Source organism: Devosia sp. CN2-171 (assembly GCF_049354815.1).
In the GTDB taxonomy this organism is placed as follows: Bacteria; Pseudomonadota; Alphaproteobacteria; order Rhizobiales; family Devosiaceae; genus Devosia_A.
The window spans coordinates 828,456-843,891 of the sequence record NZ_CP186479.1 but is presented as its reverse complement, the minus strand read 5'-3'; the positions used below and the strand labels follow the sequence as shown (position 1 = coordinate 843,891).

Below are 15,436 nucleotides of genomic sequence, written 5' to 3'. Positions count from 1 at the left end.
GGGGCGCCTAGAGCGCCCCGATCTGTTTCAGCCTGTCGCCCAGCATCGGATCGAAGTCGCGCCAGTGCATCAGCGCGGCTTCCGGGAAGGCGTAGATCGCCGCGATGCCGGGGCCGAGATAGACCGTGCGCAGGCACTGCCCCCCGGATTTCCCTGATATCGCCGATGAGCACTTGGTGACGAACGGCTCGGCCGACAGCGGGTCGTACCAGACCGTCTCGTCGGCATAACCCTCGGTCGGCTTGAGCGGCTTGCCGACGAGGCCGGGCGGACCGCTCAATTGCTCCGGCACGAACTGGTGCAGGTAGACGCCATCGAGCAGCGAGGCGCTTGGGCGAACGCGGCTGCGCGGCAAGAGCGTCACGTCGATGGCGACGAGCTTGCCGTTGTCGGCCAGCGGCAGCTCGAGCCTGAGGTCGATTTCCTTCGCAAACCCCTCGATCCGCTGCTCTTCGTAGCGGAACCAGGAGCGCGGAATTTCGAGATCGGCGCCGCCGAGCGTGCGGGTGAGGGTGGTTTCGGCATCGAGCCGGTGCGGCTGCGTGCGCGCGCTGCGACCGGCGCCATCCAAGAGATAGGCGCCGCCAAGGCCCAACAATGCCATCAGGACGGCGATGGCGGCGAGGTTGAACCCGAGGTTTTGGTGTGGCCCGTGGGCCTCAGCTTGGCCGGCCATTGTGGGAATTAACCAACTGCGCGCGGGACGACGTGACAGCCGAATGGGCGCCCGGTATGCTTAACAAAGGGTTAAGGTTGCTATCTGGGGCTTGAGTAATGTTGCGTGAATTGCTGTTGGCCGGACTGATCATGGCGACCGGGCTCACCATCGCCGGCATGGGCACGCACCTGTACCAGGGCTTCGCCAAGACCCAGGCCATGCTGCGATACGACGGCAAAACCTTCCTCCACACGCTCGGCCACCTCGCGATGAGCTTTGTGTGCGGCCCCTACATCATGCTGCAGATGGGCTGGAAAAGCGATCGCAACGGCACGCTGTCGCTGACGCTGGCGCTCGTGGCCGCGTTCGTGGCCTTCGGCTGGGCCTTCGTGACCGGGCTGATCTTTGTCGGCAGCTATTTCGCTGTCGTCGCCTAGAGCAGCTTACTTCGACGCAACGAAGGTGGCGCGGTCATCCAGCAGGTCGACCCACTTGCCGGCATCGGCCTGCGACTGACGCTTGAGGTAGGTGTATTCGGTCTGGTTCCAGAGCAGAATCTGGCCGTTCTGGTTGTCGAGGACGAGGTCGCCGCGATCGGTGCGGGCCATCAGCACCGCATGGCCCTCGCCATTGGGCTGGCGCACCACGGTCATCAGCAGCGTCGAGGGGTTCCAGCCGCGCGCGATCAGTTCCTTGCGCTTGGCGAGGGCGAAATCCTCGCAGTCGCCGTAGCCGTCGGGATAGGCCCAGTACTCGGAGACGCGGTAGAGATCCTGGTCGGAGACGGGGACAACGGCGGCGTTGATAAGGTTGTTGGTATCGACCAGCTCGTTCCAGCGCGCATCGGTCAGCACGGTCGCCGAAACGGCGCCCGAGTTGGCCTTGCACTCGGCACGATGGGTCTTGCAGAACTCGGAAGCGCCGACCGGGATGCTGGTGGTTTTGCCGGCGGGGGCGAAGGCCGCGTTGGCGAAGTCTACCTGGTCGGCACGGGCCGGCATGGCGAGGATGAACAGCGCCATCGCGAACACCATTGCAACGCTGAAGTACGACTTGATCTGGCTCGACATCTTGGAGGCCCCTTGTTGGGAACCAAGATGCCGGGGGCGAATTGCCCCGACCGAAAAACTGCAAGCTAGTTTTTATGCAAGTTTGAACAGTCCCGGTGAGGACTTGTTAGGCATGAGAAACGGGTGAACGGATCAGTTGATCCGGAGGTTCTGCTGGACGACGGTCAGCATTTCCTGCGCGGAGACGAACTCCACGGCGACGCCGTCGCCGAAGTGGCGGACGACCTTCGCGCGCATGCGGCCCAGCGTAACCGGCGTACCCATGGCCGGGCGCACGGCGAGCTCGATCGCCGCGCCCGAGAGCGAGATGTCGATGATCTTGCAGTTGTAGCGGCGGCCGTCATCGAGGACGACGGTGGAATGCCGGTTGTCGGGCACGACACGCTCGTGGCGGCGATCCTCGGGCAGGTTGAGGATGTCTTTGTTGGCGAGCCAGGTGAGCTGTGCCGCCATCTTGTCGCGCTTGCGCGACGTGGCGGCGATCGCCATGCGGAAGCCGCCATCGATGATTTCGCTGATATCGCCTTCGACGCGGCCGATATGATCGAGATAAGCAATGACGCGCTCGCCGGCGACGCCGGACACGGGCGCGATCACCACCGCATCACCGGGGGACATCTCGAGGACCTGGCACGGAAACTCGCGCCGGTCGGTCAGCATGTAGCGGCCGAGCAGGGACGCCCGCACGCGCTGGAACTGCGGCATCTGCGCATAGCTGCGCGCGGGTCTCGCCAGACGGGAATCTTCGGTGAGCATCTTGCGGACCAGCCGGGCCAAGCTATTGACCCTCGTACGCTAATCCAGGCTTGGTTAATCGAAGGTAAGGTCTGCGGCGCCAATTGCCCGCAGATGTCGATTTATTAGCGCCGACCGCCATCGATGACGGCAAGGTGGGCATAGCGACGTGCCGAACGGCCGAATACGGTCGCCGACATCGGGGCAGGGACGGGCGAACCGCCGGTGGCAAAGGCGAGATCCTCGGCCGGAACGGCTGCCATCACGTCCTTGCCCATGTCGGACAGCGCAACATCGTCCGGCCAGATCAGGCGCAGGCCGGTAATGCGCTGCTCGAGGATTGGTTGCACGCCGAACCAGTAGGGCTCGTCGATGGAGGTCATGGCGCCGAGCAGGCGTGTCTCGGTGCTGCCGTTGTGACGCAGCGGCAGCAGAATGGTCTCGACCGACAGGCGGGTGTGCACCGCTGTCGTGCCCTGGAATGTGACGAGGGCAACCGCATGATCCTCGGTGACGGCGCGGATCAGGGTGTCGATGGCGTCGCGGTCACGGTCGTGCCACAGACGCGTAAAAGAGCGGCCTTTGAGCTCGCGGGCATAGGCCGAGCAAAGATGCGAGCCGGCGAGGCGGAAGTCGAACTCGCGGCGCTCGTTGAGCTCGAGAATAAAGGTATTCGCAAGCGCCGAGCGGATACGGGTAGGGTCGATGTCGCGCCGGTCTGGCGCGCTGCGGGAGCCACGAAGCGCATTCCAATAGTCGAACAGCGCCTTGGTGCTGGCCTTTTGCATAGTCTTCTTTGCCTTTTCCCAAACCCCGAAAGCCGCATCCCGGGGAAGGGGCGACCGCCGCAGGTCAGTAGAGTGGCAAAACACGTAGACGAAATCGCCCTTAATCAATTGTTAGGGTTAACGCGGCAGGTGCCGTGTGGATAAGTCGGGGGAATGGGCTACAAAGCCCGGAAATCCGGGAGTTTTCATGTCTGACGACGATAAAGGCCAGCAAAATCAAGGGATAGGGGAGCACCAACCGGCGATCCTGCTGCCGGGCGTGGTGACCCTCATGCTGGGTGCCATGCTGGCCGTACACCTCGCCAGAACCTTCGTTCTTAACGAGTCTGGCGACGCCGAGCTGCTCTACTGGTTCGGCTTTATTCCCCTCCGCGGGATGCTGCCGCAGGAGTTCGTCGGGGGGTGGATACCGCTGCTCTGGACCCCGCTTTCGCATGCCTTTTTGCACGCCGGATGGGAGCACCTTTTAATCAATTGCGCCTGGTTGGCCATTTTCGGCACCCCGGTGGCCCGTCGCTACGGGGTGATTCCCACGCTGATTCTCTTCGCCGCCAGCGCGGTGGCCGGCGCCGCGTTCTTTGCCGCGACGACGCTGCCGGAACTACAACTGCTCATCGGGGCGTCTGGCGGCATCGCCGGACTGACCGGGGCGGCCTGCCGCTTCATCTTCCAGCCGGTGATCGTGGCGCGCGATCCCGAGACGGGCGCAACACGGGTGCTCGGGCGGCGCAGCGCGACTCTCCGCGACCTGGCGCGCAACCAGCGGGCCGCCTTCTTCATTGGTATATGGCTCGTACTGAACGCTGCCGTGCCGTTCCTGCCCATGCTGGTCGGGCAATCGGTCGGTATCGCGTGGCAGGCGCACCTGGGCGGCTTCCTCGCCGGCCTGTTCCTCGCCCCACTGTTCGAACGCCGGCCCAAGGAGAACGTGTCATGACGATTGAGACCGAAGCCCGCAGCAACCTCGCCGCTCGGATCGAGGCGCTGGAGACAACGATCGCCTTCCAGGACCAGGCGATCGAGGAATTGAACCAGGCCTTGGCGCTGCACTTCAAGGAAATTGAGGCACTGACGCGCGAGGTCCACAACCTCGGCTCGCAACTCAAGGAAGTGGAATCGCACCCGGCACTGGCGCCGGGTCTCGAACCGCCTCCGCCGCACTACTGAGCCTAGTAGACCTCGTCCGGGTCGAACAGTCTCGGCTCGCCCGTTTGGCGTAGAGTCTGGCCGTCGATGACGATGCGGTAGAAGCAGCTCTTGCGGCCGGTGTGGCAGGCGGCGCCGCGGCCGGTTTGCTCAACGGACATCAGGATGACGTCCTGGTCGCAATCGGTGCGCATCTCGATGAGCTTCTGGAGTTCTCCCGAGCTTTCGCCTTTCTTCCAGATCTTCTGGCGCGAGCGCGAGTAGTAGTGGACCGTGCCGGTCTCGAGCGTGAGCTGGAGCGCCTCGGCGTTCATGTGCGCGACCATCAGCACGCGGTTGCTGCCCGCCTCCTGCGCTACGGCAGTGACGAGGCCGTGCGCGTCGAATTTCGGCGCGAACAGTGTGCCTTCTTCCTGCTCGGCATGCGTGAGGGTGCTGGGGTCGGCGAATAGTTTGCTCATGCGGGCGGTTGTAGCCGCCCGCCGAGCAATGTGCCAGATCAGCCGCGCCGTGCGATCAGGGCGAAGAAGCGATCCTGCAGGTCGCGCTCTTCGGCGAACTTGCCGGTGAAGCGCAGCGTGGTGGTCTGGGCGCCGTGGGCGCGGACGCCGCGCATCGACATGCACATGTGCTCTGCCTCGAGCATGACGGCCGCCCCGTGAGGCTCGAGCTCCTCGTTGATCGCGTCGATGACCTGCTGGGTCATGTTCTCCTGAACCTGCAGGCGCCGGGCATAGACGTCGACCAGCCGGGCGAGCTTGCTCAGCCCGACAACCCCGTCGCTCGGCAGGTAAGCGATATGCGCCTTGCCGAAGAACGGCACCATGTGGTGCTCGCAATGCGAGGCGAACGGGATGTCCTTGACCAGGACGATGTCGTCGTAACCGCCAACCTCCTTGAAGGTCGTGTCGAGCACCTCGGAGGCGGCTTGCTGGTAGCCGCCGAAGAACTCGCCATAGGCCTTGGTCACGCGGCTTGGCGTGTCCAGCAGGCCTTCGCGATTTGGATTGTCGCCCGCCCACGCGATCAGCGTGCGAACGGCCGCCTCGGCCTCTTCGCGGCTGGGCCGGGGATAGTCGGCAACAATGGGGGCAGACTCTTGCTGCTTCGCGCGGGCGTCCATTTTTCTCTCTTCCGGTCAATTTCCGGCGACCGACGCAATAGGTCGCCTAGCGGTTCACGGTTTGTCAGCGACGTGGACGCCCCTGACTTGCGGACATTCCGTTACTATATAGGAGTGGAAACGCAGGCGGCCAAGGAACAGTTTCGCGACAATCATGGAACTCAGCGATCTTTATTCCGACCGGATACTCGAACTCGCCGGCAATCAGCCGCGTCCGGGTCGCCTAATCAATCCCGATGCCAGCGCCCGCCGGGTGAGCCGCGTTTGCGGCTCGACGATCGAGGTCGACATCAACGTCGAGGACGGTGTGATCACGGGCTACGGCCATGACATCCAGGCCTGCGCATTGGGTCAGACCTCGGCAGCGGTGGTCGCGGCGCATGTCGTCGGCACTCCGATTGCCGAGTTTCGCCGCGTGCGTGACCAGATGACGGCGATGCTCAAGGCCGACGGCCCGCCGCCCTCGGGCGACAAGTGGGTGGACCTCAAGTATCTCGAGCCGGTGCGCGAGTACCGCCCGCGCCACACCTCTACACTGCTGGTCTTCGACGCCGTCTGCGAGGCGCTAGACCGGATCGAAGCACCACGAGTCGCGGCGGCGGGGTAATGTCCGACGCCGTCCGCCTGTTCTGGACCATCATCGACTGGCCCTTCAAGCTTGCCTCGTACGTCCTCATCCAGGGCTACCGCTATTCGCTCAGCATGTTCGTCGGCCGCAACTGCCGGCACGCGCCGACCTGCTCGGAATTCACACGCGACGCCATCTGGCGCCACGGCTTCTGGCCGGGTGGCTGGATGGGATTGGCGCGAATTGTCCGGTGCCGGCCGGGCGGCACGCATGGCTATGATCCCGTGCCTGACGTGGTGCCTCCCACGGCGCACTGGTATGTGCCGTGGACGTATGGACGGTGGAAGTAGCTTTGGCCGCCGTCAGCTCGGGCTGACGATTCGAGGGTTGATGACCGCGGTCCTGGTGATCACGCAATCCTCGATGGTCTTGGCGATCCCGAGGCTCGCCAGGCGGCGCACCTCATCGAGGATGGTGTTGCCGGCAAAAGTAATGGCATCTGGCAACTCGGTCGGGCGCTCGTCGCACTCCTCGCCAGGCTTGAACAGCTCCGCAAGCTGGACGATCAGCTCCGCAATGGCCTCTACGCCCTCAGGTGTGTTGGGATCGAGGGATCCGACATAGCCGGCGACGGCCGCGCCGCACTCACCCCAGCGGCTGAGAGTTCCCTGATACTGTTCGGCAATGACGGGGCTGCAGGTCGCAAGCACGCCGGCGATGCTGACGGGAAGGAGTTTGCCGGGACCGGCCAACTGACAGGCCGGAACCTCGGCCAGGCGGAAGCTCTCCTCGAGCGGGGACTGATTGTCGGCATAGCGGAAGCCGGCGCGGAGAGAGGCCCGTTCCTCGTCGGTGGCGTTCATCGAAAGGCCGACCACGCTGGCGCTGGCGCCGTCGGTCGTGCCGATCTGGCAGCTCTCGCTGACCTCCACGCACTGGCCGGAAACGCCGCACAGCGCGGTGCTCCCGTGGTACATGATGAGATAGGTGATGCCGTTGAAGATAAAGAAATCGAAGGCGGTTCCCCGGACGCCGATCGTGCCGGTTGGAGTCTTGATCGCGTAACGGTCCTTGGCGGAGTCGCCGGTGATGAACCGGAACGTGCCGTTGAGGGCATTCACCGCCAGCTTGCCGACGGAACCGTCGTTTCGGAGCAGATAGTCTTCGAGCACCAGCGACGAGTTCGGCCCGATCACCAGCTCGGTGTTGTCCGAGAACAATACCTGGACCTGGCCATTGGCGTCCGTGGTCACGGTTTCGCCAATCGCGAGGTCGCTGCCAGCCCGCAATACTCGCGTCGTGCCGGCAATAGTGGCATGCGCATCGGTAATTACGGCCACCGCTTGCCCGGTCTCAGCAACTGCCGGGCCGCCAAGCAGACAAACCAAAAATACGAGAAGTCCAAAGCCCCTGAGCACATCCCCCTCCTGCGCAGCCGAGCGAGCGTATACGAGAGAAGAACAGTAAAGAACTGCATTCTTGGGGGATCAGCTATCCTTGCCAAGCATTCGGACTGGGCGAGAGCGGAGCAACAGACGAGCACCATGCCGGGATCGTGGCTGGCGAGGCCGATACGGCCGCTCCCTTGGCGCGGGGCTTTGCCGCGTGCTAGACACCCCGCCTTGCCGGTATTCCGCCGGCGATTTCCCATTGGAGATGAAAATGATCAAGGTGACGTTCCCCGACGGTGCAGTACGCGACTATGCGCGTGGCACCACCGGGACCACCGTGGTCGAGTCCATCTCCCCGAGTCTGGCCAAGAAGACTGTCGCGATGAAGTGGAACGGGGTCCTCAGCGACCTTTCCGATCCGCTCGAGGCAGATGGCAAGATCGAGTTCGTGATGCGCGACAGTCCCGATGGCCTCGGGCTCATCCGGCACGATGCCGCGCACGTGCTCGCTGAGGCCGTGCAGGAGCTGTGGCCGTCGACGCAGGTCACGATCGGTCCGGTGATCGAGAACGGCTTCTACTACGACTTCAAACGCGACACGCCGTTCAGCGAGGATGACTTCCCGACCATCGAGAAGAAGATGGCCGAGATCATCGCGCGCGGCGCCGCCTTCACCAAGGAAATCTGGACCCGCGACCAGGCCAAGAAGGTGTTCAAGTCCAAGGGCGAGGAGTTCAAGGTCGAGCTCGTCGACGCGATCCCTGAGGACCAGTCGATCAAGATCTACAAGCAGGGTCAGTGGTTCGACCTCTGCCGCGGTCCGCACATGCGCTCGACCAAGGATGTCGGCACGGCCTTCAAGCTGACCAAGGTGGCGGGCGCCTATTGGCGCGGCGACAGCAACAATCCCGTGCTGAGCCGCATCTACGGCACGGCTTTCGCCAACCAGAAGGAACTCGACGAGTACCTCCACATGATCGAGGAGGCCGAGAAGCGCGACCATCGCAAGATCGGCCGCGACCTCGACCTGTTCCATCTGCAGGAAGAAGCTCAGGGCTCGGTGTTCTGGCACCCGAAGGGTTATGTCCTCTACAACCAGATGGAGGCCTATATCCGCCGGCGCGTGAACGCCAACGGCTACAACGAGGTGAAAACCCCCCAGCTGATGTCGTCCAAGTTCTGGGAAGCCTCCGGGCACTGGGGCAAGTACCGCGAAAACATGTTCGTGGTGCCTGACGAGGTACCCGGGACCGAGGAAGAAGGTCCGGTGCTCTCGGGCAAGGCGGAGCTGATGGCGCTCAAGCCGATGAACTGCCCGGCCCATATCCAGATCTTCAACCAGGGGATCAAGTCTTACCGCGATCTGCCTCTGCGCATGGCGGAATTCGGTTGCTGCCACCGCAACGAGGCCCACGGCGCGCTGCATGGCCTGCTGCGCGTGCGGCAGATGACCCAGGACGACGCCCACATCTTCTGCACCGAGGACCAGATCCAGGCCGAGACCGAGCGTTTCGTGCACTTGCTCTATTCGGTGTACGGGCACATGGGCTTCGAGAATGTCGTCATCAAGCTCGCGACGCGGCCGGAGAAGTTCGGGGGCACGATCGAGCGCTGGGACGCGGCCGAGAAGGCCCTGGGCGACGCGCTGAAGGCGACCGGCTATGACTTCGTCATTGCTGAGGGCGAGGGGGCGTTCTATGCACCCAAGCTCGAATTTCACCTCAAGGACGCCATCGGGCGTTCGTGGCAGGTGGGAACGCTCCAGCTCGACTACGTGCTGCCCGAGCGGCTCGGTGCCATGTATGTCGCCGAAGACGGGACCAAGAAGTATGCGGTGATGCTGCACCGCGCGATCCTCGGCTCGCTCGAGCGCTTCATCGGCATGATGATCGAGCACTACGCCGGCAAGATGCCGATGTGGCTCGCGCCGGTACAGGTAGTGGTCGCGACCATCGTCTCGGAAGCGGATGACTACGCCCAGAAGCTGGTCGACAAGCTGCGGGCCGGCGGCATTCGGGCCGAACTCGACGCGCGCAACGAGAAGATCAACTACAAGGTGCGCGAGCACTCGGTGCAGAAGGTGCCGCTGATGTTCGTGGTCGGTAAGCGCGAGGCTGAGGAAGGCACCGTGTCGGTGCGCCGTCTCGGCACCGAGGGCCAGAACGTCATTCCGGCGACCGACGCCATCGTCGAACTGATGGCGGAAGCCGTTCCGCCAGACCTGAAGCAGCAGGCCGCAGCCTGAGCGAATTGAGTGGGGCCGCAGCGATGCGGCCCCACTCACATGGTCGGCGGATCAGTCCGCGGGCAGACAGTCGTCGGCAACAAGCAACCTCTCGCCCGGTGCGAGCGATGTGAGCAGCGCTTCAACCATCTGGTAGTCGCAGCCTTCCTTGTGGTCCATCAACGAGCCCTTGCTGTCGATCTGGTCGCAGTAGCCGCCGGGCCGCTTGTAGCCCTCCGGCGCATCGGGGCCGCACAGGCGGTCGGTCGACGAGTCGGCGAAAGCTGTGGTGACGCCGCCGAACGGGGTTGCCATGGCAAGCATGAGGGTGAGGGCGAGGATGCTCTTCATAGTTCTCTCCTGAGGCCAGGGACTGGCCAATGTGATGGAATCTCGGTCAAAGCCGAATGAGACGAGACGGCTGAGTCGCGACCCCGCTGATGGTCAGACCGCGACTGCGAGCTCTTTCGACGCCTGGTAACAGTCGGCGACGAGCAGCCGTTCTGTCGGCAGCAGCATGCTGATATTGAGCGGCAGGTAGTCGCAGCCTTCCTTGTGGTCCATCAACGAGCCCTTGCTGTCGATCTGGTCGCAGTAGCCGCCGGGCCGCTTGTAGCCCTCCGGCGCATCGGGGCCGCACAGGCGGTCGGTCGACGAGTCGGCGAGGGCGGTGGTGACGCCGCCAAACGGGGCGGCCATGGCAAGCATGAGGGTGAGGGCGATGATGTTCTTCATGGTTCTCTCCTGAGGCCAGGAACTGGCCGTATCTTGCGGCGGAGCAACGTCCGCAGCGATGGCAGGAAGAACTAATGGCGACGCACTGAACCCAGGCCGAACTTGTCGTTCAACCCGGGTTCATAGTCATATGATGACTTATGACAGTTGAGTCACTGATCCTCGGGGCCGTCGTCCGGGCCGTTGTGTTCGGCGCCCTTTGAGTCGCCGCCGGAAAGCAGGCTGTTGGCTCCGATCTGCTCGCAGTACCCGCCGGGACGCTTGTAGTCTTCTGGGGCGTCCGGGTTGCACTTGGCGCTGATCGACGCATCGACAGCGATGGCGGGGGAGAGAGCGAACGAGGTGGAGGAGATAAGGGCAAGAAGGGTGATGGTGAGAAGGGAGCGCATTTGTCTATCTTTCTGTAGCGTCATAGATTCGGAAAAGAATGACGATTTCCGTTGAATGAACGGATGATTGCGCCAGAGGACGTGAAGGGGCGCCGAACCTGACGTTCACCCGCAGTTCAGCCGCCGGAACCAGTCGCCAAAAAACGAAAGGCGGCCACTTGGGCCGCCTTGTTCAAGATCGGGATGTCGGCTAGTCAGGCCGCAGTGAGGTGGATGGTCACCTTGCAGGACTGCCGCGCACGGTTGGCCGGTGCGGTACGGCAAAGCAGGTGTGCCACGTCATCGCCGGCGTTGCGATAGGCAAAGACCGCGTTCGGAGGGACCCGGACAAAGCCACCTGCGCCGACCATGGCAGCCGCGCCGTTGATCATGACTTCGACGATTCCACCGGCAACGACGATCACGGTCTCGGCGCCCTCATGCTGGAACGGGCCGGACTGGACGCTGGGCGGCAGCACATGCGGCAGCGCGCGATACTGGAAGCCGGCGCCGGCCGGGTTGGCGACGTGGATGACACGATCGTCGGCGATGAAGAAGGCGTGCTTGGTCATGGGAGGTGTCCCCCGGATCCTGTCTTGCACGTTAGCACAACCGGCTGAACGGGGCTTGAACGAATATAGGATGCAAGGGGAGCGACGGTGATCGTCGCTCCCGCTTGGCGTCAGAGCGTTTCAGCCGGCGCGGCGTCTTGGTAGTAGTAGCAGTTGTCGGCAACCAGGGCGGTCTCCTCCAGCGGCTTCAGAAGGTCGATGCTGGCGGGAAGGTAGTAGTAGGTGCAGCCATCCTTCGGCTCGACCAGCGAGTTGTTCGAGCCGATCTGCTCGCAATAGCCGCCGGGCCGCTTGTAGGATTCCGGACCGTCAGGGCCGCAAAGGGCGGAAATGCTGGTATCAACGGCGAAGGCCGGGGTCGCGACGGGAAACGCGGTCAGCGAAGCAGCGACAAGCGCCAGAGCAATGAAATTCTTCATAATCCACTCCTGTTAGACGGCAGTTCCGCAGAATGGCGGAACGTTGGAAGGCGAACGTTGCGCTCGCCGTCGATGGCCGGTCTGATAGGAGAGGCGATTTGAACCGATCCCGAACTGGGCGTTCAGCAGGGGTTCACGGACTTGTCAGCTCTGGAACTGAACGCCGAGTTCTTTGACGGCGCGCCACACAACGACGCAGCTCTGCGGGCGGACCCGGTCGACGACGAGGTCGAAGGTGCGGGGAATCTTGGTGACCGAGGAGACTTCGATCTTGGCGCCGGTATCCGACAGGTTGCGGATGACGCACGGCATGCGGGAACGGCCGCCGTCATAGACCAGGCTCGCCTGGATCATAGTGTTGCGACGCGCAGATTGACGCTTTTCGAGCCGGATATCCAAGGCACTGCCCCCTAAAACCAAGCCTGACAATGACGGGTTCAGGTTGGAGAAATACTGAGGAGATGCATAAAATTGCGTAAGCAGGCACTCATTCGAGGCCGGCGAGCCGCAATCCCTGGAGATATCGCGCCAAAAGCGAGGGATACATGAAGCGCAAGCCGTCGCCGATGCTGGCGATGCTCACACCCGGATGCACGCGGCGGAAGCGCTCGAGCGCGTCGCGGGCGGCAGCCAGGTCGCCGTGATGGGCGTAGTAGGTCGCGAGGTCGCGATGTGGCCAGGTGAGGCCCGGACGTTCGGACAGCGCGCGTTGGGCCCAGATGATCGCCTGCTGCGGCCGGCCGGCAGCGAAGTGGGCAAGGCCCACGCCGATGTGGATGTTGAAGGCGAACGGATCCATCGGCGAGAGCCGCATGGCGCGCTCGAAGGCGACGAGCCCTTCCTCCGGGTTGCTGAGGTAGACCTGGCCCCAGCCGCGCCGCATCCAGGCCCAGGCATGGTTGGGATCGAGCGCCAGGGCCCGGTCGGCAAGCGCAGCGGCCTGCGGCACGTCGAGGCCGAGCATCATCATGGCGGAGGCGAGCGCGGTGAGGGCGGTGGGATCCTCGCCGATGGTGCGAACGGCCGTCTCGATCAGGCTGCCGGCCTCGAGGCGCTCGGTGGCATAGTCGGTAGTCCAGTTGTAGACGACCTGTTGACCGTGCGCCCAGCCGGCCAGCGCGGCGGCGAGCGCGTAGTCGGGGTCGAGCTGGAGCGCGCGCTTGAGCAGGGCAATGGCTTCGGCGTTGTCCGTGGGGTTATGGGCCCAGAGATGCGGGAAGGCCCGCATGACGAGATCATAGGCAGCGAGGGTGTCCGGCCGCTTCTTCCTAGCGCGCTCGATCTCGGCGCGGCGGATGGAGGGCTGGATGGCGCTCGCGACCTCGGCGGCCATGCGATCCTGCAGGTCGAAGAGATCGGCGACCGCGCCATCGACCTTGTTCGACCAGATGTGGCTGCCGGTGTCGGTTTCGACGAGCTGTGCCGTGATGCGCACTTTCTCGCCGACGCGGCGGACCGAGCCCTCGACGACGTAGCGCACGCCGAGATCGCGGCCGATCTGGCGGATGTCGATGCCAGCGCGGCCCTTGTAGGTGAAGGCCGAGTTGCGGGCGATGACGAAGAAGTCCTTCACCCGGCTCAGCGTCGCGGTGATCTCCTCGACCACGGCATCGGCGAAATAACTCTGGTCGGCCTCGCCCGAGAGATTGTCGAACGGCAGCACGACGACGGACGGCCGGTTGCTCGGCGGCGCCGGTAGCGGCGCATCGGTCGGCTGCGGGCGCGAGATGCCGGCCGGGTGCCAAGTGTAGATGCGCACCGTCTTCGAAATGTTCTTGAGCTCGGTCGGGCCCATATCGGTGAAGGGCAGGTCGATCGTGCCGTCGAGATACTGGTACATCCACTTGGTGATGCATATCCCGCCCGGCGGCGAGTGCCCCTGCACCCGCACCGCGAGGTTGATGCCGGAGCCGTAGAGATCGTTGCCCGCGACGAGCACGTCGGCCAGCACGATGCCGGCACGGACCTGGAACATCTCGCCGCCCGGCGCGTGGATCTTGCGCTCGTGGATTTCGCGCTGCAGCTGCGCCGTCCATTGCACGGCGGCGACGACACTGCTGAATTCGGCGAGCAGGCCATCGCCCATTGTCTTGAAGACCTTGCCGCCAGCCTCGCCGATGGTGCGTGAAATCAGGCGCTCGTAGACCCGCTGCACGAGGCGCAAGGTCTGACGCTCATTGCGTTCGACGAGCCGGGAATACCCCACCACGTCCAGCGATACGATTGGGACCAGTCTACGGTCGGGCTGAGCCATTCAAGTCTTCTGCTGCGCTAGCCGCTCTATAGCATTGCCGAATGTGACGGAGATAGCGCCGCGAGCCGCGCGCCGAAACAAATCGCGACATGGCACGCATGCAGCTGCGTCCTTGGAATCAGGCCGGTGCGGCGCATTCGGCGGCGCGAGCCAGTAGCAGGTCGCGCTCGCGCTGGTTGCGGGTAAGCCCGGCGGCACGGTCGAACTCAAGCCGGGCCTCGTCGCGGCGGCCGAGTTTCATCAGGAAGTCCCCGCGCACGCTGGGGAGCAGGTGGTAGCTCTTGAGGGCAGGGGCGTGTGCGATGCCATCGAGAATTGCCAGCCCATCCGCTGGTCCGAAGGCCATCGAATGGGCGACTGCACGGTTGAGCTCGATCACCGGATTTGGGGTCGTGATCGCCAGGGCGTCGTAGAGCGCGGCGATTCTGGGCCAGTCGGTGTCTTCGCCCTTACGGGCGCGGGCGTGGCAGGCAGCTATTGCCGCCTGCAGGGCGTAGGGACCCCGACCGCCGAGATCTTCTGCCACTTCAAGCGCGGCAAGGCCGCGCCGGATCAGCAGCTGATCCCACAAGCCGCGATTCTGATCGAGCAGCAGGATGGGCGTCCCATCGTGGGCCGTGCGGGCCCTGAGGCGCGAGGCCTGGATCTCCATCAGCGCGACGAGGCCATGGACCTCGGCGTCGCGCGGGGCGAGGCCGGCAAGGATGCGGCCAAGGCGCATGGCCTCCTCGCAGAGGGCCGGCCGCGTCCAGTCATCGCCGGCGGTAGCGGAATAGCCTTCGTTGAAGACGAGATAGAGAACCTCGAGCACTGAGCCGAGGCGGGCGTCCCGCTCTTCGGCTCGGGGGACTTCGAAGGGCAGTCCGGCCTCGGCGAGGCTCTTCTTGGCGCGCACGATGCGTTGCGCGATCGTCGGTTCGGGGACGAGGAAGGCACGGGCGATCTCGTCGGTGGTGAGCCCGCCGAGCAGACGCAGGGTCAGCGCGACGCGGGCCTCCTGCGAGATCGCGGGGTGGCAGGAGGTGAAGATCAGCTTCAACAGGTCATCGCCGACATCGTCGTCGAGCGGGGTATCGAGGTCGGGGGCGGTCGACTCGATCTCGCGCAGGTCGTGGCCGAGTTCGTCGAGCTTGCGGGCGGCCATCTTGTTACGCCGGAAATAGTCGATGGCACGGTGCTTGGCCGTCTGCATCAGCCAGGCGCCCGGATTGCGCGGCACGCCGCTCTCCGGCCAGTGCTTGAGGGCGACCAGCAGGGCGTCCTGCGCCAGTTCCTCGGCGAGCCCGACATCGCGAACGATCCGCGTCAGGCCGGCAATTACCCTCGCCTGCTCGATGCGGAAAACCGCCTCGATGGCGCGCTGCGTATCCCTGTCCGTCATGGTG

21 protein-coding genes are annotated in these 15,436 nt (G+C 64.2%); 6 read left to right on the top strand and 15 right to left on the bottom strand.

All coding sequences use genetic code 11. From position 1 onward, the window contains the following. Positions 1-7 precede the first annotated feature (7 nt). The gene (locus ACOYW5_RS04295; RefSeq protein ID WP_423068021.1) at positions 8-676 is read right to left on the bottom strand and encodes a hypothetical protein; all 669 of its coding nucleotides are present in this window, start codon (positions 674-676) and stop codon (positions 8-10) included. Between the two features lie 98 nt (positions 677-774). On the opposite strand from ACOYW5_RS04295, the gene ACOYW5_RS04290 reads away from it, so the two are divergent. Further along, complete coding sequence (locus tag ACOYW5_RS04290) at positions 775-1,095, top strand: DUF6949 family protein (protein ID WP_423068020.1); 321 nt, start codon at positions 775-777, stop codon at positions 1,093-1,095. A 6-nt stretch (positions 1,096-1,101) separates the two neighbouring features. Here the strand turns inward: ACOYW5_RS04290 and ACOYW5_RS04285 are convergent, their stop codons facing one another. The 3 genes from ACOYW5_RS04285 to ACOYW5_RS04275 all read right to left on the bottom strand — a co-directional run bounded on the left by ACOYW5_RS04285 (position 1,102) and on the right by ACOYW5_RS04275 (position 3,251). Further along, on the bottom strand, positions 1,102-1,728 hold the full coding sequence (locus ACOYW5_RS04285) for a transglutaminase-like cysteine peptidase (protein ID WP_423068019.1): 627 nt from the start codon (positions 1,726-1,728) through the stop codon (positions 1,102-1,104). Between the two features lie 132 nt (positions 1,729-1,860). After that, complete coding sequence (locus ACOYW5_RS04280) at positions 1,861-2,484, bottom strand: PilZ domain-containing protein (RefSeq protein ID WP_423069403.1); 624 nt, start codon at positions 2,482-2,484, stop codon at positions 1,861-1,863. A 104-nt stretch (positions 2,485-2,588) separates the two neighbouring features. Next, positions 2,589-3,251, bottom strand: a complete 663-nt coding sequence (locus tag ACOYW5_RS04275; protein WP_423068018.1) for a PAS domain-containing protein — start codon at positions 3,249-3,251, stop codon at positions 2,589-2,591. 187 nt (positions 3,252-3,438) lie between these two features. Between ACOYW5_RS04275 and ACOYW5_RS04270 the strand changes: the two genes are divergently transcribed. Together ACOYW5_RS04270 and ACOYW5_RS04265 are read left to right on the top strand one after the other, a co-directional pair. Further along, on the top strand, positions 3,439-4,188 hold the full coding sequence (locus tag ACOYW5_RS04270) for a rhomboid family intramembrane serine protease (protein ID WP_423068017.1): 750 nt from the start codon (positions 3,439-3,441) through the stop codon (positions 4,186-4,188). After that, complete coding sequence (locus tag ACOYW5_RS04265; RefSeq protein WP_423068016.1) at positions 4,185-4,418, top strand: SlyX family protein; 234 nt, start codon at positions 4,185-4,187, stop codon at positions 4,416-4,418. Before ACOYW5_RS04270 ends, ACOYW5_RS04265 begins: the two co-directional genes overlap by 4 nt. 2 nt (positions 4,419-4,420) lie before the next feature. Here the strand turns inward: ACOYW5_RS04265 and hisI are convergent, their stop codons facing one another. Next, positions 4,421-4,858 (bottom strand): phosphoribosyl-AMP cyclohydrolase, encoded by a 438-nt coding sequence (gene hisI, locus ACOYW5_RS04260; protein ID WP_423068015.1) that lies wholly within the window; start codon positions 4,856-4,858, stop codon positions 4,421-4,423. A 38-nt stretch (positions 4,859-4,896) separates the two neighbouring features. Further along, entirely contained in the window at positions 4,897-5,520 is a 624-nt protein-coding gene (folE, locus tag ACOYW5_RS04255) for a GTP cyclohydrolase I FolE (RefSeq protein ID WP_423068014.1), read from the bottom strand. A gap of 154 nt (positions 5,521-5,674) precedes the next feature. Here folE and ACOYW5_RS04250 point away from each other — a divergent pair, with 154 nt between their 5' ends. Together ACOYW5_RS04250 and yidD are read left to right on the top strand one after the other, a co-directional pair. Beyond that, positions 5,675-6,127, top strand: coding sequence for an iron-sulfur cluster assembly scaffold protein (locus ACOYW5_RS04250; RefSeq protein WP_423068013.1), 453 nt, complete (start codon positions 5,675-5,677; stop codon positions 6,125-6,127). After that, the gene (yidD, locus tag ACOYW5_RS04245; RefSeq protein ID WP_423068012.1) at positions 6,127-6,438 is read left to right on the top strand and encodes a membrane protein insertion efficiency factor YidD; all 312 of its coding nucleotides are present in this window, start codon (positions 6,127-6,129) and stop codon (positions 6,436-6,438) included. The genes ACOYW5_RS04250 and yidD overlap by 1 nt, the downstream gene beginning before the upstream one ends. 12 nt (positions 6,439-6,450) lie before the next feature. Here the strand turns inward: yidD and ACOYW5_RS04240 are convergent, their stop codons facing one another. Next, a complete protein-coding gene (locus ACOYW5_RS04240) occupies positions 6,451-7,506 on the bottom strand; it encodes a FecR family protein (RefSeq protein ID WP_423068011.1) in 1,056 nt (351 codons plus the stop codon). Positions 7,507-7,750: 244 nt separating this feature from the next. On the opposite strand from ACOYW5_RS04240, the gene thrS reads away from it, so the two are divergent. Then, positions 7,751-9,724 (top strand): threonine--tRNA ligase, encoded by a 1,974-nt coding sequence (gene thrS, locus ACOYW5_RS04235; RefSeq protein ID WP_423068010.1) that lies wholly within the window; start codon positions 7,751-7,753, stop codon positions 9,722-9,724. Positions 9,725-9,775: 51 nt separating this feature from the next. Here the strand turns inward: thrS and ACOYW5_RS04230 are convergent, their stop codons facing one another. The 8 genes from ACOYW5_RS04230 to ACOYW5_RS04195 all read right to left on the bottom strand — a co-directional run bounded on the left by ACOYW5_RS04230 (position 9,776) and on the right by ACOYW5_RS04195 (position 15,432). Further along, a complete protein-coding gene (locus ACOYW5_RS04230; RefSeq protein ID WP_423068009.1) occupies positions 9,776-10,054 on the bottom strand; it encodes a hypothetical protein in 279 nt (92 codons plus the stop codon). A 93-nt stretch (positions 10,055-10,147) separates the two neighbouring features. Next, positions 10,148-10,438, bottom strand: a complete 291-nt coding sequence (locus tag ACOYW5_RS04225) for a hypothetical protein (protein ID WP_423068008.1) — start codon at positions 10,436-10,438, stop codon at positions 10,148-10,150. 152 nt (positions 10,439-10,590) lie between these two features. Beyond that, on the bottom strand, positions 10,591-10,827 hold the full coding sequence (locus ACOYW5_RS04220) for a hypothetical protein (protein WP_423068007.1): 237 nt from the start codon (positions 10,825-10,827) through the stop codon (positions 10,591-10,593). Between the two features lie 194 nt (positions 10,828-11,021). Beyond that, positions 11,022-11,378 carry a cupin domain-containing protein gene (locus tag ACOYW5_RS04215; protein WP_423068006.1) on the bottom strand — a complete coding sequence of 119 codons (357 nt, stop codon included), beginning with the start codon at positions 11,376-11,378 and terminating at the stop codon, positions 11,022-11,024. Between the two features lie 110 nt (positions 11,379-11,488). Beyond that, positions 11,489-11,797, bottom strand: a complete 309-nt coding sequence (locus ACOYW5_RS04210; RefSeq protein ID WP_423068005.1) for a hypothetical protein — start codon at positions 11,795-11,797, stop codon at positions 11,489-11,491. A gap of 144 nt (positions 11,798-11,941) precedes the next feature. Continuing rightward, positions 11,942-12,196, bottom strand: coding sequence for a PilZ domain-containing protein (locus ACOYW5_RS04205; protein WP_423068004.1), 255 nt, complete (start codon positions 12,194-12,196; stop codon positions 11,942-11,944). An 88-nt stretch (positions 12,197-12,284) separates the two neighbouring features. Next, positions 12,285-14,051 (bottom strand): adenylate/guanylate cyclase domain-containing protein, encoded by a 1,767-nt coding sequence (locus ACOYW5_RS04200; protein WP_423068003.1) that lies wholly within the window; start codon positions 14,049-14,051, stop codon positions 12,285-12,287. A gap of 118 nt (positions 14,052-14,169) precedes the next feature. Continuing rightward, positions 14,170-15,432 (bottom strand): RNA polymerase sigma factor, encoded by a 1,263-nt coding sequence (locus ACOYW5_RS04195; RefSeq protein ID WP_423068002.1) that lies wholly within the window; start codon positions 15,430-15,432, stop codon positions 14,170-14,172. Between the last annotated feature and the right edge of the window lie 4 nt (positions 15,433-15,436).